The organism is Pantoea sp. BAV 3049 (assembly GCF_009765445.1).
Lineage (GTDB): Bacteria > Pseudomonadota > Gammaproteobacteria > Enterobacterales > Enterobacteriaceae > Erwinia.
The window spans coordinates 617,960-637,672 of the sequence record NZ_WHOY01000031.1 but is presented as its reverse complement, the minus strand read 5'-3'; the positions used below and the strand labels follow the sequence as shown (position 1 = coordinate 637,672).

The following is a 19,713-nucleotide window of genomic DNA, read 5'->3' as shown; positions in this document are numbered from 1 at the left end:
CTGCTCATGACTGACCAGGTGAAAGAAGTGCTGGAAAGAATCAAAGTCTGTTTTACCGAGAGTATTCAAACGCAGATCGCCGCGGCGGAAGCGTTACCGGATGCCATCTCACGCGCGGCGATGACCATGGTCCAGTCGCTGCTGAATGGCAACAAAATTCTGAGCTGTGGTAATGGGACCTCCAGCGCCAATGCCCAGCATTTTGCGGCCAGCATGATTAACCGCTTTGAAACTGAGCGCCCCAGCCTGCCAGCCATCGCGCTCAGTGCTGATAACGTGCTGCTGACGGCGATTGGTAACGATCGTCTGTTTGATGAGATTTATGCCAAGCAGGTCCGTGCTCTGGGCCATGCGGGCGACATTCTGCTGGCCATCTCAACACGCGGCAACAGCCGCGATATTGTGAAGGCCGTGGAAGCAGCGGTAACGCGCGACATGACCATCATTGCGCTTACCGGCTACGACGGCGGCGAGCTCGCCGGTTTACTGGGACCACAGGACGTGGAAATTCGTATCCCCTCGCACCGAAGCGCGAGGATTCAGGAAATGCATATGTTAACCGTGAATTGCCTGTGCGATTTGATCGATAACACCTTGTTTCCCCACCAGGACGTTTAAGGAGCTTAAATGAAGGCATTACCCGCAATTGCCGTGGTGCTCACCGCGCTGATGTTACAGGGCTGTGTGGCTGCGGTTATTGGCAGTGCCGCGGTAGCAACCAAGACCGCCACTGACCCCCGCACCGTAGGCACCCAGGTGGACGACGGTACGCTGGAACTGCGCGTCAGCAATGCGCTGTCCAAAGACCAACAAATCAAAACCGACGCACACATTGTTGCCACCGCCTATCAGGGCAAAGTCCTGCTGACCGGTCAGTCGCCGAGCGCTGACATCTCCAGCCGCGCCAAACAAATCGCCGTGGGCGTGGACGGTGCCACCGAGGTGTATAACGAGATCCGTACCGGCGACAAAGCCAGCTTCGGCACGGCGTCTTCCGATACCTGGATCACCACAAAAGTGCGCTCACAGCTGTTGTCGAGCGATCAGGTGAAATCTTCCAACGTGAAGGTCACTACCGAGAATGGTGAGGTGTTCCTGTTAGGTCTGGTGACCGATTCAGAAGCGAAAGCGGCAGCCGATATTGCCAGCCGCGTCAGTGGCGTGAAGCATGTCACTACCGCGTTTACCATTTTGAAATAAGCTGCAAACCGCCCGCGCTGTCAGTGCGGGCGGCATTCATTCAAATCCAACCAGCAAGAATCCACTCGCAACGCGAAGATCCCGCTTACAACCGGCTTAAACAATCCATCGCCACCGCTTTAAAGCTGCTAAAATTCTTACTGTCGCGCAGGCGCGTCATCGCCCTTTCCCGCATAAAGGTGACGAACAGATCGTAGATCGCCATCGCCTCTTCGTATTCGGTTTTGCTGATCGCCAGCAGAAAAATAACGTAGGCGGTTTCATCACCCCAGGTAATTCCCTGCGGTGCCAGCACGGTGTAAACCACCGTTTTCTTCGCCAGCAGCCCCAGTGAGTGAGGCAACGCAATCCCCTCTCCCAGCATGGTGCTGACTATCGCCTCGCGCTCTTCAACCGAAGGGTAGAAATCCCGGTCCACCACGCCTTCATGCTCCAGCTGATCGCACAGCGTGCGGAACAGATCGGTCTGGGTCATCGGCTGGTCGATAATGCAGAAATGGCTGGCATCAAAGAATTTCTCCAGCATATAGGGCCGGGTGCGATCCACCAGCACCAGCTTACCAATCTGCTCCAGCTGAAATTCGGTCGGGAACGGCGACATCACCACCACCGGCTTGTCCTTTTCGGTCAGCCGCGCCGTGGAGATCACGAAATCTTCTTCGATGCTTTCCTGCTGCTCGTACTCACGCAGCGAAACGATATTGCTGACGATGATCTGCGGGTATTTGCGCATCAGCATTGCCTGGATCATTCGCACCGTGGAGTTGCCGGTATCACACACCAGCAGGATCTGCGGATGACGCTGGTAGCCCACGTTGTAATGCCGCTCCAGCCCAACGCCGATATGCAGCACCAGGAAGCCGATTTCATTTTCGCTAATCACATAGGGGGTGTATTTTCCCCAGCTGGAAACCGCCGCCAGCGTCACGTCATAGGCCATCGGGTAGTGCTGCTTGATATTCGCCAGCAGCGGATTGGGAATGTTGATCTGATAACGCACGCGGGTGATCATCGTCTTGATATGCGTCAGCAGGTCTGCCCGCAGCTGCGTGTCGGTCTGCAGGTTGAAATTATAGTGGGTATTGATATAGCTGAGGATGTAATTCACCAGCGACTCGCCGTCATCCGGGCTGATAGCGCTGGGAGCGATATCCTCAACCCGCCGCGCGGCGATATTCACCCGCAGATAAGCCTCCTCCGGGGGAGAAATCGCCTTGCCGGTAATCGGTCGCATCAGGTTAATGATGTGCCTGGCCGCATCACGGACATCGTCATCCACATCTTCCGCGCTGAAATCGGACAGCGGATAGCCTTCACTGATGCGCCGGACTGCCACCGCGCAGTAGAGTCGCAGATAGAACTCGCTGTCGTCGTTCATACGGATATTAAAGCGGCTGAAGCACTGATGCAGCAGAGGCTGAAGCGTGCTGAGCATACCGCTGTTCAGCGCTTCCATGTTGAGCAACGGATCTTCGCTGTCCTCCTGGGCAATCTGGTACAGCAGGTCGGTCAGGCAGGTGCGGATCGACACCTCGCTACCGAACAGCTTCATGCCATAGCGCGGCTTGGTTTCGATCTGAAGCTGGTAGCGCGTCAGCCACTCCCTCACTTCAGCCATATCGCTTTGCAGCGTGGCACGACTGACAAACCACTCATCGGCCAGGTCTTCCAGCTTCAGAGAGAAAGCTGAAGTGAGAAAGCGGGTTAACAGGTAATGCACGCGAGCGGCAGAAGTACGCGGAACCCGCAGATGGGAAGGCGACTGCTGCTGTAGCTGGCTGTAACGGGCGGCATCCTCAATTTTGATTTGATAGCCTTCGCCGCGGTTAAGCACGAAGCGCACGCCGTGGTCGGCCAGCAGCTCGTTCAGGGTGGTGATATCGGTGCGCACGGTGCGCGTGGAGACGTTGAAACGCCGTGCCAGTTCATCCTGGGGCAACGTCTCGTTTTGTAACATATCAAACAGCTGGGCAAGGCGTTGGTTTGGGAATCTCAAAGCTTTTCCTGTGGTTAATCACTGATGGGGCGAATAAATTCGCCCCATCAGTGAACAAACAATAATTCCAGCGGCGGAATTTATTCCGGCCGGTCCGATGATATGCACCATCCATGATGGCGGAAGTCAACCCGCCCTGTCATTACGGCGTCAACACCAGCTGTGATGGCGCACCAACCGCCGTGTAGTCATCAGTAAACGACAGCGCGCCGCTGGCTGCATCCACACTGAAGCGAGTGATGTTATCGCTGCGCTGGTTCATGGCATACAGAGTCTTACCATCCGGCGACAGCGTCAAGGTTCGCGTGTAGTCGCCGCGCGTCCAGACGTCATCTTTGTGGCTCAGCGTGCCGTTTGACTCAATGGCGAAGTGCGCAATGCTGTTATGCAGGCGATTCGCCACGTAAATGTTTTTACCGGCCTTATCAATAACCAGCCCGGCGGCAAAACTGGTGCCCTTGTAGCCCGCAGGCAGTGAGGATACGGTTGCCGCTTCGGTCAGCGTCCCCGTGTGCGCATTAAACAGATAATGCGTCAGGGTTGATGCCTCTTCATTGATAAGATACAGCGACTTACCGTTGGGATGGAAGACAAAATGCCGTGGACCTGCGCCCGCCGATGAAGCGGCAATCCACGCCGGTTTATTCGCCTCCAGCTTGCCGTCGCTGCTCAGACGATACTGGTAGATACGATCCAGTCCCAGATCGGTAGAAAACACAAATTTTCCGGAAGGATCGGTGGCGATCATATGCGCATGCGGGCCGTTATGGTCGCTGACCGCAAAGCTGCCTTCCACCGCCGCGGCCGGTTTCGCTGCGCCAGCCGGTCCCTGATCCTGCTGAGTATCACTTGCCTCGCCAAGATGACCATCGGCCATCACCGGCAGAACCGCTTTGCTGCCGCTGACGTAATTCGCCACCAGCAGGAATTTACCGTCGGGCGTCAGTGAAAGATACACCGGCCCGGCGCCATGAGTACTGACCTGGTTCAACATTTTCAGGCTGCCATCCTCTGCGATGGCATAAGCCACCACCTCGCCCTTCTCGCTCTCGCTGGCCACATACAGCGTCTTTCCATGAGCATCGACGGTGAGCTGCGCCGGGTTGGGCAGAGTGCTGACCAGCGTTTTACCGCTCAGCGCCCCGTCCGCTGGATCCACCTGAAAGCGGTAAAGCCCTTCACCGTTGGGATTGTAGGTACCGACATAAGCATACTGCGCCTGGGCGGTTAAAGGGGCCGCCGCCATCAGGGCTAAAGACACTGCGGAGATCAAAGACCAGTTACGCATGGTGCTCCTCGCTTATAAGGATGGACATCAGAAAAGGCGGGCAGAACGCCCGCCAGGGAAAGCGTTATCCGACCCGTTTTTTGGTCATTGCCAGCAGGGTGCTGACATCAGCCGGGCGGGTGTTGCCTGACTCTTTATCAATGATTGAGCTGTAGATATGCGGGATGATTTTGCTGACGCCAGCGTCCAGCGCGATCTGCAGGATCTCTTCATAGTTCTCCAGATCGATACCCCCGGTCGGCTCCAGCCAGAAGTCCCGATCGGCGCAGGCTTTCGCTACCGCTTTGAATTCATTAATGGCTTTCAGCCCACCCATCGGGAAGTATTTCACCGAGCTACCACCAAAGTCTTTCAGCATGGCGATCGCCGTTTCTACCGGCACGATAGCATCGGCTGCTTTGGAGCTGAGCGGGCCAGTAGAGATCTTCACCATGCCCGGCGTACCAGTAGGTGAGATCAGGCCATTGACCACAGTCTGGTCCTGACCCAACAGCGCACGGCTGGTTGCCACGCCGGTGAATACCTGGTTTACGTGCTGTGGCTGAACTTCTGCAGAGATGGCGCTGACCATCGCTGACTGGTTCGGGTCACCTGCGCCCAGGCCCACGGACAGGGCATTATCGATAAGCGCAGCATACTCACGCATATCCGCCACAGCACTCGCCACGCTGTCATAGTTTTTCGACAGCACGCCAACCAGCACGTGGCCTTCCGCCGCCTGCCAGATGTCGCGGGCATTCTCCTTAGAACCGGCCAGTACGTTCAGGCACACGCGGTCCTTGTAAAATTTGGGGTTCAGCTTCATGCGTTTTTCTCTCCTGATAACAAGGCCTTGATGCAAACAAAAATAGTATTGAGCTGGTCAGCCGTGACGCTGCGGACATCCACTTCCACAATCCCTTCGTTGGCTTTATAACCACGGAAGTAGATAGCGATTTCGCCCGTTTTCAGCGCCTGCACCACGTCGCCGGTGGTGTGGCCGATGACCGCTTCGTCAAAATGAATTTCCGCACGGGCGATATCGCGGCCCGCTGCATCCCACACCACGCGGGCGCTGATGCCGTTCAGAGAGTTCAGGTTGTCGATAAACGGCGTCATTTTTTCCACCATCTGCGCACCGGAAACCTTCTCCTGCACCAGATAGTTTTCAATCGCCTGGGTCAGGCCCAGAATGCCTTCCTTGCCGACTTTCATCGCACGGCCGATACCCATCGACTGGCGTTTTACCCATTCGACGTGCTGTTTACGGCCCATTACCAGCCCGCTGGTCGGCCCTTCAATCGCCTTGGCACCGCTGTAGATCACCAGATCGGCACCGTACTGGTAGTAGCACTGCAGATCTTCTTCGGCAGCAGCATCGACAATCAGCGGCACGCCATGCTTGCGGGCAACCACTGCCGCCTGCTCAACGCTCAGGTGGCTTTTTTGCACGCAGTGGTGGGATTTAATGTAGAGGATCGCTGCAGTCTGCGGCGTAACGGCAGCAGAGAGCTGGTCAGCAGAGCATTCGTTGGCGTAGCCCGCCTCGACCAGGCGTCCACCGCCCATCGCCACCATGGTGCCCACTGGCGCGCCAAAGTTAACGTTGTGGCCTTTCGGCACCACGATGTCGTGCGGCACCACCAGCGGCGCGGCGTGCAGATTTTCCAGCAGCCAGTCGTCGTCTTTGACGATAACCGCCGCAACACTTTGAGCGATCCCGGCAGAAGCGCAGGAAACCACCACCGCGTCTTCACAGCCAAGCAGGCTGGCAATGTAAGCCCCGGTCTTGTTGACCAGGTCTTTGATTTCAAAATAGTGATTGAGGCCGTACTTCACCGTATCGACCACGTCGGCGGCCGGGGTGGAAACACCGAGGATAGTCATGCGGCCGGAGGCGTTAATAACCTGTTTTAGGCCGTATTTTTCATAGATCGAAGACATGATGTTTTTTCCCTTCATCGGTAATAAACCACCGACCGCCAACCACGGCGGCCAGTGGCATCAGCTGCTTCTCACCCGCAACCGACTGCCCTTCGGAGTCTGTAAACAGGCAAGTTTCCTCTTTGACGTCAAAAATGGTCAGGTCGGCGTCGTAACCCACTTCCAGCCGGCCTTTATCATGCAGGCGCAGGCCCTCCGCCGCGCTGACCGTGACACAGTCAATGATTTGCGGCAGGGTCATGCCCACGCTGAAGAATTTGGACATCACATGGGCCAGGGTATAGACCGGGCCATTGATGCGGTTGCGGCAGTAAATATCAGAACTGATGGTGTGCGGCAGGATGCCCTGAGCAATGGCCACCCGCGCCACTTCAAAGCTGAAGCTGGCGGTACCGTGGCCGACATCCAGGCGAACGCCGCGCTGCAGTGCCCGGGTAACCGAAGCACGAAGCTCTCCCGCAGGCGTCAGAATGCGGTTAGGCTTGCCGTTGTAGCAATGGGTAATGATGTCGCCGCTGCTCAGCAGATCGGCTATTTCGTCCAGATCCGGCGGGTTGTTGCCAATGTGTACCATCAGCGGCAAATCGCCGTTTTCGTGTTGAATCTCCTTCGCGCGAACCAGTGGCTTGATGCCGTTCGCTTCCACCACGCTGCTGCTGATACGGGCTTTAATCCCGATGATAAATCCAGGCAGGCGCTGCACTGCATCACGCACACCGACTTTATCGATCTGGTTCATGTCCGCCAGCTCGTTCTGCGTGAGGATGCCGGTACGGGCAATATTCAGCAGGGCATACACCTGAGTGCTGGCGCTGCGGGTGAGCTGATAAAACTCGTCAACGTCATCTGCGCCAGTGCTGCCAGCGTCCACCACCGTGGTAACGCCTGTCTCCACCCCGATTTTGTCCGCTTCATCATGATAGATGGGCGATTTCGGGTAGCAGTGCACGTGGGAATCGATCCAGCCCGCGCTCAGCCAGTAGCGTCCTGCGAGATCGCGCTCCTGCGTGGCGCTGCCTTCTACCTCGCCCAGCGCGGCAATTTTACCGTCGCGGACTGCGATATCGGTCAGGCTGCCGTCAGAAAGACGCGCCCGGCGGATGATGAGATCAAACATGACAAACTCCTGTATCACCGGACACTCAAAGCATCCGTCAAAGCGGTCTGCCCATCTCTGGGCAAACCGCCGTTACCTCAGAGAGCGACCGGGAAAATAGCACCCAACAGCATCGCACCCAGAATTGCGCCACCGGTAATCGGCTTGTTCCACATATAGAACAGCAGCGCGCCAATCAGTGAACCCAGGCCAATCGGAATCGACGCAGTCATTGCCGACAGGATAATCAATGGCCCGAGGAAGCGACCGGATGAGTTACCTGCGCCCATCATCACGTCTGCCCCGTAGGTGGAGTCGCTATTATTGATGGTGAACTTACGTGCCAGAATAATCACGTAGCCAATTGCCACGCCCAGCACCAGGCCGGTCACCAGCGAAGCAGCGAAATTCGCCACCGGGTAGACAATGCCCGCGCCCAGCAGCAGAGCCGGTACGCCCAGACCAATACCGGTCTGAATAGCGCCGCCGATATCCAGGATCCCTACCAGCGATCCTTCGATGATACGGGCAAACAGGAAGCTGGCACCGAAGGCCGCTACCGCGCCGTAGACGCCGGTTTCCATCCCCGAACGCAGCATCGAGACGAAAGCCACTTCATTAAAGGCACCCAGGCCGTAGACGTAGTACATGTGCGTACCGGCAAACACCCCGGCTGAGAGTAGCCCGACAAAAATCGGGAAAGACCAGTCGGCATACCAGAAACCGCTTTTAGATTCTTCCATTTGCATGGTCCTCTTATTTACCGCTCAGGGTGTTGTGGATCATCTCCAGCCAGCCCGGGACACCCAGCTGGAAGGACTGCAGCACTTTCATGTCGAAGCCGCGAAAGAACCCGCTGAGTACGAACAGCAGCACGATGGCAAACATCATCACCTTGGTGACCTTGTTCCAGCCGCTCTCTTCCACGCCTTTACCGATCAGGATACCCAGTACCAGACCCGGTACGGCGTTCCCCATGATCAGCTGCGCCAGGCCGCCGAAGATGGTGGCCCAGAAGCCCGACTTCTTACCGGCATCAATCGCCGCCAGCCAGAAGATCACCGGCATCACGGTGTTCACCAGCAGGTTAGCCGCAGGCACCAGCACTTTAACCGCCGTCACCTGCAAAGCAGCAGGCACAGCCGAGGCAGTGGAGTTAAGGAAAGCGACCACGATCATGCCGATGATGCCGCAGGCAATAGCCATCTTTTTCGGGTCGTGCAGGGTTTCAGCAACATTGCGGTTTTTCACCATCAGCGCGGCTGCACCCCAGTGTGGGATGATGCGGTGGTCAACGTCCTGAGTGAACGAGCCCGCTGCAACAGAAGAAGCCCAGGCGTTAAAGAAGAAACCCAGGCCGAAAGAGAAGTGAGAAGCCGGATCGCCTTCACAGGAGTTCAGTTCACCCAGTGTACGAAACGCCCCCATCCCCTGCGTCGTTGGTGCATGAAACATTCGCGCAGCACCTGCGCCAACGCCCACACCGACAAGACCGCCGATGATGAGCGACTTAAAGAGAATAATTAAAAACATCAGTCTTTCCTTTCAGGCTTACGCCAACGTTTTTAAGTCATGGTTATTGCTGCCCTTGCGGGCAGGGCTTTATTGCGTAATGAAATCGACCTTATCAACGTCGATAACGCTTACGTTGACGGTAATCTCCAGCTCAATGCTGTAACTCCGTCGTTCTCTCGCCAGGAAGAAGAACAGAAACTTCTCTTTCCTGACGCTCTCCCGTGCCTGAACCACCTTCACATCCTGCGGTTCAATGCGCAGCAGAACCTTGTTGGTCGATTTCAGCAGCGTGTTCTGTACCCTGGAAAGCGCGTCGGCAAAGGCTCTGGCTTTGCTGTCGCCCTTGCCGCAGACGGTTACCGTGGTAGTGAATTGCTCCTTCATCGGTCAGGCACCATGCTTCCTGGTCCACGCCTGCACCAGACGCTCACCCAGCTCTTCTTTATCCATAAAGCCAAAGCCCAGCACAGTCGCGCCTTCGTTGATAGCGGTAACGCCTTCGTCGATGGAGCGCATACCGTGTTTCGCTTTATAGCCATATTTGTTCTGAGCGGTGATGGCACCCGCGCCGCCGCTACCGCAGAAGGAGATGCCGAAAGAGGCGCCTTCTGCTTTCATCACGTCGCCCAGCTTCATATCTGCCGCCACGCCCGGCACCACTACGGCTTTACCGCCCGCTTTTTCCACGCCTGCTGCAACTTTCTGGCCTTTACCTAAACGATCGCCGATAACTACGATGACTTGTGACATGTTGTGTTCCTTAATTTGTAGAGGGCGAATTCATTCGCCCCGATTAGAATTTATTCGCCCTGCGGCGTTTACTCGTTCTCTTTCGCCACTTCGAAGTGGACGGACAGCAGCCAGGCCTCTTCTCTTGGCAGGTTGCCAAACAGATCCACCACCTGCTGCGCCAGTGACATGGACTCAGGAGAGATGTCTTCAAACAGCTCCTCTTCCACTTCCGGCAGTGGCTCCCCGGTCAGGGAGCGCAGCGCCATTGCCCGCACGTGCGAGGCCAGCATCTGCTGCTGCACGACATTAGGCATAATATTTCTGGCGGCAAACAGGCCCGCAATTTGCCCCATCACCTTGTCTGCCAGCGCCTGAATTGCCAGGTCACCGTCTGCCGTATTCACCGATACCGCTCCATTGTTCACGCTATGCCCCTTATTTTCCGTTTCGGCTCAGGCACGAAACACAGTTTATTCGCGATGAAAATAAATTAGCGCCCGACGGCCTGAGTGTGTAGGCCGACTTTTTCCACTTCGAAGTGGAAATAGCAGCGTGAGATGAGATCTGATCCACAAAAACGTTATTTTGTGCATCAGAGGCCTAAAGATTGGAGAAAAATCACAAAAAAAGGCATTGATCTGCTAACCCAATGCAATTTCAGGGGAAAATCTCAGCAACGGCGGGTATTTACAGTCTGGAAATATAGGAAAAACTTATAGAAGAAAATATTTAACGTAGGAAACGCGGGGAAAAAAGCGGCTCAGCCCTTTAAATCTGCGGCATGTAACATGTTTTGCCTTAATACCTGGATAAATTAACATCGTTAAAAAAAGGGCTCATTTGAGCCCGACGACATTAGCGGAATTTTTTATGATTGGCGTCACGTGTGGCCGCAAATTTCTTCGCTTCTTCCTTCGCGCCTGCCAGGTTTCCGGCATCGGCCAGCTTCATACTGGCGTTAATCTGACCAATCAGCGTATCCAGACCGGCACGGAAATCTTTCATCTCCGGGCTGTCCGGTGACTGACCTTTCAGCTTATCCGGCGTCTGTTTTTTGGCATCTTCAGCTGCACCGCGCATATCGGTCAGCGCTTTTTTGAATTCTGCCACGTCGTCTGTTTTAGTCACGGTACGGTATGCTCCTTTCAGCGTATCCATATCGTTTTCGAGATCGGCCATCGCCGAGAGGCTGGAGCACAACAAAGTTGCAGTCAACATTGCAAGTAGAGTCTTACGCATCGCTCAGTTCCTTATTTTTATGTCAAAAGGCACAGCAAAAAGGGTGACCAAAAGGTCACCCTGATAATAGTACGGAAATGTGAATAATTGGCATTCTGATGCGCATCATTTTCCGGGCAGGCTGTTTGCAGCGAACTGCCTGGTTTCCCCTGGCCTGCCCGTACCGGGTAATGTCAGCCCAGGGTTTTCTTGTCGCCTGAAGCCGCAAAGGTTTTCATCAGGTCAGCAAACCCTTCAACGTTGAACATAATGGCTTCTTTAATCAATAAGATGATATCTGTCGGGTTAGCGAAAAACTTATTAATTTCGGAAAAGCCCAGTTTCACCCGTTGCTGATCGGGGCGTGTATAGGTTACCAGGCCATCTGACAGAATACGTTTGGTCCACTTCTCCAGCGTTTTACCGTCAATCGCATTGGAAAAGCCCGACAGGATGGTCATCATGTCGATCTTCTTCTCCGCACTCTCCTCAAGCAGGGACTGGAGTTCGCTGCCTTCCGTCGACTTGAGCAAAGGCAGCAAAAACTCTTTCTGCAGATCGGCAACAAAAGTCAGCCTGCGCCACGCATCGATTTTGACAATATCGAACTCGTTGCCACCAACAATAATGTGTTTGATTTCTGTAGTCATAAATTCCCTCGACAAATTAGAATATAAAAAAAACTATCTTTCTGTTAATGCTTCATTCACCTTATTAAAAGGTTTCATCAAATAATGCGCGACAGTTTTACTTCCTGTTTTAATATCGACTGCTGCAACCATACCTGGCGAGATAAACAACTTTTTACCTCTCTTATTCAGCAGATAGTCTTCCTGAGTACGGATGTATACCCGGTAATAGAGCATATCGGGTTTTTGATCGTCTTTAATGGTATCAGGAGAAATGGTGACAACCTCGCCATCCAGCCCGCCATAAATAGAGTAATCATAAGCAGTAATTTTAACTTTAGCATGCTGGCCGGGATGAATAAAAGCAATATCCCTGGGGGAAATTCTGGCTTCCACCACCAAATTATCATCAAGAGGAACAATTTGCATTAAAACACCATTAGGGGCAATAACACCGCCAATACTACTATTAACAATTTCCTTCACAATGCCACGTACCGGTGAAGTAATGGTCATTTTCGACAATGAGTCTTTCCTGCCTTTGACAATTTCTTTTAGCGAAGACAATTCGGTATTAATTTTAACCATTTCTTCCCTGGCTTTTACCGTGAACTCCGCTTTAAGCTCTGCCTCCTTCACGCTCAGCTCGACGAGTTGGCGCTCTAACCGGATCACATCAACCGAACTGGAAGCCCCTGCGCGGGCAAGTTTTCTGTTAATAGCCAGCTCGTTATTAATCAATCGCCGCGAATCTATGATGCTTTTTAACGAGGCGTCATAGCGCTCTTTACGGGACACCTTTAGCCGCCTTTCCGTTTTTCTCAGTTCGGGAAAATCATCCAGTACGACGGAAAATGTCAGTGGGATATCATTTGCTTCCGAGTAAAGCCGGTCTCTCTGGGCCAACAGGGCACGATATTTTGATTCCGACTCATCAACCGTAGAGAGTGTCCTGATGATATCCAGCTGGGCAAGCACTGCACCCGCTTCAATCACGTCTCCCTCATTGACGTAGATTTTCTTCAGGATCCCCCCGTCCAGCGACTGAATAACTTGTTCTTTAGAACTGGGAATGATCTTTCCGTTACCTTTAGACACTTCGTCAATATTGAAAAAAGTCGCCCACAGTATAATCAGCGTGATAAAAAAGATAATACAATAAACGATCCTGACAGATCGGCTCAGCGTGACGTCATTTTGCAGGTTGAAGGTCACCGCTTCATCAATTCCATCATCTGAATTGTATAATTCCGTATTATTCTTCCTGAAAAACACCAGACAACAGAACTCTGCTACAGAGGTTATTTTTTCCATAATAAGGCAATAGAAATTTTTAATTTTCTTAAACATTTAACCGCCCTGTTAAAGTGAATCCATTATTTGATCTCTGGGATTGTCCAGAACAATACGCCCGTCGGAGATAACAATAATTCTGTCCACCAGCTCAAGGATCTTTTTCCGGTGGGTGGCGACAATAAATGTTCTGCCCGTCAGCCAGGGTTTCATATTCTCAACGAAGGCCTGTTCGGTAACATCATCCAGGGAAGCCGTTGGCTCATCCAGCAGGATGATATCCGGGTTTCTCAGCATTAAGCGGCTCAGCAATAATATCTGCTGTTGCCCGCCGGATAATCCCAGTCCGCCCTCCATCAGTTGATGATCAAGGCCATCAGGCAGCGAATTGATAAAATCGATCGCGCCGGTTCGGGTGATCACCTCCAGCAGCTCCCGATCGCTGGCAAGAGGCATTCCCATCATCAGATTTTCGCGGATTGAACCAAAAAACAGGCGGGATTTCTGCGAGAGATAGCCAATATCGCGGCGGAGATCGGCCGGGTCGATATTATCCATCCTGATATTATCCAGGGTGATCACTCCGCTTTCATGGAGCATCGTACCGGCCAGCGCATTAAGAAGCGAAGACTTGCCTGAGCCATTCCGGCCCAGAATCGCGATCTTTTCTCCGGCCTTTATCTGCAAATCACTGACGCTGAGCGCGACCTGACGGCTGGCGGCGTGATGCCTGAAAACCGCATTGTTCAGCATGTAGTTGCCCGATAGCCCCGCCTTATGAACACGCCTGACGTTTTCCGGATGATCGGTCGGCAAATCCATAATGCTGTCCAGTCCGGCAATCGCCACCTTCGTTTGCTGCCAGCGGGTCAGCAGGCCGGCAATTTGTGAAATCGGGGCCATCATCCGCGAGCTGAGTATGGAGGAAGCGACCAGTGCGCCGGTGGATAAATCGCCGGTCATGGCAAAGGGCGTGCCGACCAGAACCACGCAGACAAAAACGGCATTCTGGATGGTGTAAGACCAGGAAGTTAACTTGTGCGTCAGATGTTTCAGCTCCAGGCTGCTCTCTGCCGTGGTTGAGGTGTAATGAAGCCACTGCTGCTGGAACCGGTGTTCGGCCTGAAGATATTTAATATCATCCATGCCCTGCACCACCTCGACCAGCATCGCGCTGCGCAGTGTGGACTCTCGCATGGAGGCACGCGCCAGCCGTGCCAGCTTTTTCTGCGTTAACAGCCCCGGCAGCACCATTAAAAACATGCCGCAAAGAGGAACGAGGAAGATGATCCCACCAAGGGTGTAAATGATAAAAAGAAACAGAAAAAAGAATGGAAGATCGGCAATCGCCACCACGGTTGAAGAGGTAATCATCTCCCTGACCTGCTCCAGCTCTCTGATTTGCGAGATGAAGGTACCGGTGGACTGGGGACGGTGGCCGTTTTTAATACGCAAAGCATGGCCAAAAACGCGATCGGAGATCCGCAGATCGGCACGTTTGCCCAAAATATCAATCACGCCGTAGCGCATCAGCCGTAACACGAAATCAAATACGAACGCCAGACTTACCCCGGCAAACAGCACCCACATCGTGGGCCAGGATTGCGCCGGAATGACACGGTCATAGGTCTGCATGGAATAGGTGATCCCAGCCAGCCCCAGCAGATTAATAAACAGTGCGGCAAGGATCACAATGTAATACGGCTTCATATTTCTGAAGACAATACGCCAGATCCAGTGTTTCTCGCGGGGTTTGATATAGTCATCCACGCGGGGATCTGGCGAATTTTTGATTGGCCTCAGGGTATACACACTGTTGCCTTCGCCGAAAATCTCATCTTTGCTCAGGGTGGTCAGCAATCCCTGATCTTCGGCAAACGAGACCAGATAGCTGTCATCTCCTTCGATATTTTTTAACAGCGCCACTTTCCCGTCTTTCATACTGACCACGACAGGCAGCACCCAGCTGTTAAATCTGAAGCGGGCAATATCTGTTTTCTTCAGTGCAAATCCGGCCCGTTTGGCCATCATTTTTATGACTTCATCTTCGCTCAGGTCTTTATGCCACAGTGCAATGATGTTGATATTTTCTTCAGAAACATCCAGGCGGTAATGGTGCGCCAGTTCGATAATAGTTTCTTTCTAGGCCAGCAGACTGGTATAGCGATCCTGGTCCGTGCTGTCCTCAGGTAGCAGGCACTCCCCGTTCTCTGCATAAAAATTAGTGTTCAAAATTCCCTCTCCCGGTCTCGTCTGTGTTTCCTGTAAAACGGCTTTCCAGTTGTCCTGACAAATACAGACAATCCAGCGAGAAACTCGCTATGGTAAAATCACCGTTAATGATATCCATCCGGGTCTGGTGTATTTCGGATTCTGCGGACAGTAAATCTGAGAATGAACGTGTGCCTAACTCAATATATTGTAATTTGTAGAGGTTACGTGTTTGCACCGCCTCATGTTCGCGCACCTTTTTTGCATCAAGACTGTAAGTGGTGTTCTCAATCTGGCTTCTTGCCTCAATAATCTTACGTTCTGCCTCTTTTTTTTCCACATCCAGGTTATATTGTGCCGCGGAGAGTGATTGCTGCGCCTGTTTGATTCTCGAATTCTGTGCCCCTCCCTGAAATATTGGGGCTGTTATATTAATAAAAACACCGAACTCACCACTCTTGTCCGTCTTACTGTAAGATTTCCTGTCATCATAAATTCTGTATTCATAAGTCGGACTTAATGAAATAGTGGGGTACTGCGCAGATTCCATTGCTGATATCTGCTCTTTTGCTATCGCCACCTGATTATCAGCCATTTTTATCGCGGGGGAGATCAAATGCTCCGTATCGATACGATAACATTCCTTACCCAGCAAGACCGAAAGATCGCTGTGGTTGTTAGTTGTGACTTTTCTGTTCACCAGGCTACTCAGCGTTGAAACCCATTTGTTATACTGCGCAGAATAATCCTGTAATAGTGAGGTCACTGATGCCAGTCTCACTTTAGACTGGGAATATTCAGATTCCGCACTGGCCCCTAACGCTCTGCGTTTTTTGGCAATCTCATTGATGGCTTTGAAACCTTCAACCTGTTGCCGCGCAATAACGATCATTTTTTTTAATCTGTCCGCCTGGAGCCAGGCCGTGGCCGTCTCATAAAGTATTTCATTGATATTTTTATGCAAGCTGGCACCAGACAGCGATGAATTTGACTTTGCGATATTTACCCGGCTTCTGGTTTTACCAAAGTCGTAGATCATCTGACTGGCGGTTAATACAGCTTTACTGGTTCTTTCATTTTCATTGGTATAATTATTTTCTTCAAAACCAGACTTCACGCCTGCATCCAACACGGGATACCAGGCGGCTTGCGCTTCATTCACCGACTCTTCGGTCAGCGCCAGTTCCTGCTGTGCCCGTTTGATCAGTGGATGCCAGCGAACAGATTGCCTCAGAGCTTCGATGAAACCTGTCTCACCAGACCCCTCCGGTACCCGTGAGTCCTGTACTCTGCTATTTCCCGTTTTAGCAGCGATGCTGCTTTGGAGCTTCTCCAGGCTACTGCTATCTGCAGATCCACGACTGACGGGCATTGCTCCTGGCACGGGCGACGCAACTGCATTCACCCAAAATCGATCCGCTTTTTTTACATTACCTTCAGTGACCGTCTCAGAAGGTTTTACGCTATTTATAACAACATATTTTTTATTATTATCGGCCGTCACTCCCTTAACTTTAATATTACTTTTCTGTTCTGAATGACTCTGCTTCACTTCATCGACATCATCAAAACTAACGGGGAAAATTTTATTAGCGCCGGAATATTCCTGAGAATTTAATGATGCATTAATGCCAAATGATATCATAAAAGATAATGCTATTATGACAGCATATAAATATCTTAACGTAGCCCCTTGCATTTTTGAAAATTCCTTTTCATATGTATGCAGTCAAATAACACGTTATTATTCATGAAAGTGTGCCATATCGCTACGGCACACTTTTATATCACCTTATGAAATTAAGGCGGTGTCAATGACATCTTCATGAAGAATAAATGTCTGGACAGCAGCTTCGGCAACGTGCTCGTTACTATTATTGTCACTGAGCGTATTACTGCTACTTTCAGAAACAATATCATCCAGATTAACATCGCCATTTTTAGTAGAAAAGGATTCAAGCAGAGATTTCACTAGTGCATTATCTTCGCTCTCAGTATTTTTTATATCCTGAGAAGAGAATATTTCCTGAGTGGCTTTGACGATCGCATTTATATCATCAAGACTGATTTCAGTCACTTTACCTTCAGAGAAGGAGTTTAGAACATCGCTGAACAGTTCCTTGATGACATCAAATGCTTTTCCTGGCGCTTCGAAAATGCTTTTAATAATATCAACACCTTCTTTGAAGATGGTGCCTATCGTCGAAATGATGTTATTAATAGCACCAAGCGGATCGGAAAGGAGACTCGACACATCATCAAATATCGGTTTAACCAACAGCTCAAATGGGTTTTTAATGAAGGCTTCAAAGAAAATATCGATAACGTCCTGGAAACCTGTCTTGATTGTCTGCAGATCCTGAGCAATTCCCTCGGTCACCGTACCAATAACATCGCTAATCGCATCAATGATCTTACCCGGAATGGATGTTACAGAGTTCCAAAGCGCTTCCACGGCGTTATTGAAGCTGTTTACCACCACGTCTTTTGCCAGTCCGATCCATTTGACCGGGTTAATCCAGTCAAAGAGTCCCATCTCAGAAACGGCTTCAGAAATGCCGCTCATGATCCCTTTGGCAACATCAGCAAAAGGAGAGAATACAATGTCTTTCGCCGTATCGATGACTGTCGTAATCACTTCCCAGATATCGCCCTTCACGTCCGTGAACAGCTTGATAATACTTTTGGTGACAACACCCATCGCAGCAAAAGGAGCATTGACCATATCCCAGAGCATACCAGGAACGCCGTCAACGGTATCCATCGTCTTACTGATGAAGTCGCTGATCATTTTAACCAGAGTGGAGCCTTTAATCTGATCGGCAATGTCAGTCACCACGGCAATCAGGTTTTTACCAAAATCGGTAATAGCTTCAAGGATGGATTTAGGCTGCTCATCTGACAATCCTTTGTCGATCGCATCCAGTCCGTTCATCTCAACAGTATCGAGATGGGCAGGTTTGTCAGCTACGCTGTCGTTGATGTTATCAATGCTTTCATTGGCGGTTTTCACCAGCTCGTTGGCAGCGTCAACGGCGGCTCGGGCTTCTTCAACAGCCTGGTTAGCCTCTTTAATCGCCTGATTAACACTTTCAATCTGGTCGTGCTGATTGTTATCCAGAGCCTGCTGTTTAGCTGCTAATGCCGCCTCTAATTTAGCTTCTGCACTCGCACGAGCCTGTTCCGCAGACTGCAATGCGGCATTGGCTTGTTCAATGGCTGTATTTGCCGCATCGAGAGCCTCCAGATTCTCACGTGCTTCGTTCAGTGCATCGTCGATAGCATTGAGAACGCTCTGGTAAATAGCGTCACCGGCAGCATTGATATTAGCGGTATCCACACCCAGCGATTCAGCAGTGGCAGTCGCTTGCTGCAGCGCTTCTTTTGAGGGGGTTAATACGGCTTTAAGCGCCGCAAGACTGGCTTGCGCAGCATCAATGTTAGCCTGCCCAGGGTGGGTTTTTGCCAGCGTTGCTGCGTTTAGCGCTGCACTGGATAACTCACTGATTTCCGGTGTCTGCATACTCAGCAGAGCTTTCATGGCATCCTGCGTGGCCGCTAATTTTTCGATCACTACATCGCTGCCTTTGTCAGCATCGCTCATCTGTTTGAGCACGGCTTCGGCGTTTTTGGTATCCATTCCTTTGGCCGATGCCGCTTTAACAGCGTCGCTAAGTTGCTGATAACTTTGCTGGTACGCAGTAACAGCCGCTTTCAGTGCAGCATCCGCATTCGTTGCGGCCGTTTGCGTTGTGCTGTCTGGCGTGTCGCTCAACGCCTTTAAGGCTGCTTCGGCCTGCACAGTAGCCTGATCCAGAGTATTTTTGCTGCTTGCCAGTTCTACCTGAGCCTGAGTTAACTGCTCATCGTTGATTTCACTGCTGCCACCATTGCTGCTGTCAGAGGATTTTGACTTACCGCCACCACCGCTTTGGCTGGCAATGAGCGCGCCCACACCTGCCACGCCTATTGCGCCAAGTACTACCGGTACTACCCAGCCGGCCAGTGCCGCATCGGCCCCTTCACTGACAGCGTCTTCAGCACCGGGGGTATTGGTAAAATTCATCCCCGCGAAGTTATCGGCATCATATTGTGCCTGGTAAAGAACGCCGCCGTCATCGATAACCAGTGTGTTTTTTTCAGCACCCGCTTTGAAGAACTCTTCGATCGTGATGTCTTCACCATTCTTTTGCAGAATAACGAGACTGTCATCAATCTGCTTAACGCCAACGATTTCGCTTTTTGCCAGCGACACCTTAACGGTTGAACCAGGGCTTAAAACCTTAACATCATGACTGGTTGTGGATAACGAAGATATTTTCCCTTTAGCGGGAATAATTTCCATCTTATACATTTTCATTTCCTATTCGTTAACAATGGTAATTATTGCACCGACGATACTAACGTACGCGCCAATAAATAGGAATCGTCCGAATAAGTTTTAGGAATATAGCCCAAAATAAGAAAAAAACCATTAAATACATCATGTTGCAAATAACAGATTGAGAGTTACTTCTGTCCTTTTTAAGGGGTTAAATATTGTTAAATTAACTTTTGGTGTGTTTTTTTGAGACCCAAATCGAAATTAAAACAGGCAATTGAAATTTATCAA

At 51.6% G+C, this 19,713-nt stretch carries 18 protein-coding genes; 2 read left to right on the top strand and 16 right to left on the bottom strand.

Annotated features, from left to right (window positions below; translation table 11 throughout):
• Positions 1-6: 6 nt before the first annotated feature.
• Complete coding sequence (gene diaA, locus GSQ70_RS03800) at positions 7-618, top strand: DnaA initiator-associating protein DiaA (RefSeq protein ID WP_370521031.1); 612 nt, start codon at positions 7-9, stop codon at positions 616-618.
• A 9-nt stretch (positions 619-627) separates the two neighbouring features.
• Positions 628-1,200: a division/outer membrane stress-associated lipid-binding lipoprotein gene (gene dolP / locus GSQ70_RS03795; protein ID WP_158781296.1), complete on the top strand. Its 573-nt coding sequence runs from the start codon at positions 628-630 to the stop codon at positions 1,198-1,200.
• Between the two features lie 85 nt (positions 1,201-1,285).
• On the opposite strand, the gene GSQ70_RS03790 is transcribed toward dolP, so the two are convergent.
• The 16 genes from GSQ70_RS03790 to GSQ70_RS03715 all read right to left on the bottom strand — a co-directional run bounded on the left by GSQ70_RS03790 (position 1,286) and on the right by GSQ70_RS03715 (position 19,455).
• Positions 1,286-3,196, bottom strand: coding sequence for a transcription antiterminator (locus GSQ70_RS03790; protein ID WP_158781294.1), 1,911 nt, complete (start codon positions 3,194-3,196; stop codon positions 1,286-1,288).
• A 142-nt stretch (positions 3,197-3,338) separates the two neighbouring features.
• The gene (locus GSQ70_RS03785; protein WP_158781292.1) at positions 3,339-4,484 is read right to left on the bottom strand and encodes a lactonase family protein; all 1,146 of its coding nucleotides are present in this window, start codon (positions 4,482-4,484) and stop codon (positions 3,339-3,341) included.
• Between the two features lie 64 nt (positions 4,485-4,548).
• Positions 4,549-5,289 carry a KDGP aldolase family protein gene (locus GSQ70_RS03780; RefSeq protein ID WP_158781290.1) on the bottom strand — a complete coding sequence of 247 codons (741 nt, stop codon included), beginning with the start codon at positions 5,287-5,289 and terminating at the stop codon, positions 4,549-4,551.
• A complete protein-coding gene (locus GSQ70_RS03775; protein WP_158781288.1) occupies positions 5,286-6,407 on the bottom strand; it encodes a DgaE family pyridoxal phosphate-dependent ammonia lyase in 1,122 nt (373 codons plus the stop codon). The genes GSQ70_RS03780 and GSQ70_RS03775 overlap by 4 nt, the downstream gene beginning before the upstream one ends.
• Positions 6,391-7,524 carry an amidohydrolase/deacetylase family metallohydrolase gene (locus tag GSQ70_RS03770; protein ID WP_158781286.1) on the bottom strand — a complete coding sequence of 378 codons (1,134 nt, stop codon included), beginning with the start codon at positions 7,522-7,524 and terminating at the stop codon, positions 6,391-6,393. The genes GSQ70_RS03775 and GSQ70_RS03770 overlap by 17 nt, the downstream gene beginning before the upstream one ends.
• 77 nt (positions 7,525-7,601) lie before the next feature.
• Entirely contained in the window at positions 7,602-8,246 is a 645-nt protein-coding gene (locus GSQ70_RS03765) for a DUF4310 family protein (RefSeq protein WP_158781284.1), read from the bottom strand.
• Positions 8,247-8,259: 13 nt separating this feature from the next.
• The gene (locus tag GSQ70_RS03760) at positions 8,260-9,036 is read right to left on the bottom strand and encodes a DUF4311 domain-containing protein (protein WP_158781281.1); all 777 of its coding nucleotides are present in this window, start codon (positions 9,034-9,036) and stop codon (positions 8,260-8,262) included.
• Positions 9,037-9,105: 69 nt separating this feature from the next.
• Positions 9,106-9,402: a DUF4312 family protein gene (locus GSQ70_RS03755; protein WP_158781279.1), complete on the bottom strand. Its 297-nt coding sequence runs from the start codon at positions 9,400-9,402 to the stop codon at positions 9,106-9,108.
• Between the two features lie 3 nt (positions 9,403-9,405).
• Entirely contained in the window at positions 9,406-9,768 is a 363-nt protein-coding gene (locus GSQ70_RS03750; protein WP_158781277.1) for an SFCGS family glycine-rich protein, read from the bottom strand.
• A 68-nt stretch (positions 9,769-9,836) separates the two neighbouring features.
• Positions 9,837-10,175 carry a glycine dehydrogenase gene (locus GSQ70_RS03745; RefSeq protein ID WP_158781275.1) on the bottom strand — a complete coding sequence of 113 codons (339 nt, stop codon included), beginning with the start codon at positions 10,173-10,175 and terminating at the stop codon, positions 9,837-9,839.
• 430 nt (positions 10,176-10,605) lie between these two features.
• Positions 10,606-10,989 (bottom strand): cytochrome b562, encoded by a 384-nt coding sequence (cybC, locus tag GSQ70_RS03740; protein ID WP_158781273.1) that lies wholly within the window; start codon positions 10,987-10,989, stop codon positions 10,606-10,608.
• A gap of 173 nt (positions 10,990-11,162) precedes the next feature.
• Positions 11,163-11,618 (bottom strand): phage tail assembly chaperone, encoded by a 456-nt coding sequence (locus GSQ70_RS03735; protein WP_158781271.1) that lies wholly within the window; start codon positions 11,616-11,618, stop codon positions 11,163-11,165.
• A 33-nt stretch (positions 11,619-11,651) separates the two neighbouring features.
• Complete coding sequence (locus tag GSQ70_RS03730) at positions 11,652-12,947, bottom strand: HlyD family efflux transporter periplasmic adaptor subunit (RefSeq protein ID WP_233268240.1); 1,296 nt, start codon at positions 12,945-12,947, stop codon at positions 11,652-11,654.
• 12 nt (positions 12,948-12,959) lie between these two features.
• Entirely contained in the window at positions 12,960-15,020 is a 2,061-nt protein-coding gene (locus tag GSQ70_RS03725) for a type I secretion system permease/ATPase (RefSeq protein WP_304623061.1), read from the bottom strand.
• 91 nt (positions 15,021-15,111) lie between these two features.
• Entirely contained in the window at positions 15,112-16,800 is a 1,689-nt protein-coding gene (locus GSQ70_RS03720) for a TolC family protein (RefSeq protein WP_158781266.1), read from the bottom strand.
• Positions 16,801-16,893: 93 nt separating this feature from the next.
• Positions 16,894-19,455 carry a hypothetical protein gene (locus GSQ70_RS03715; protein WP_158781264.1) on the bottom strand — a complete coding sequence of 854 codons (2,562 nt, stop codon included), beginning with the start codon at positions 19,453-19,455 and terminating at the stop codon, positions 16,894-16,896.
• Between the last annotated feature and the right edge of the window lie 258 nt (positions 19,456-19,713).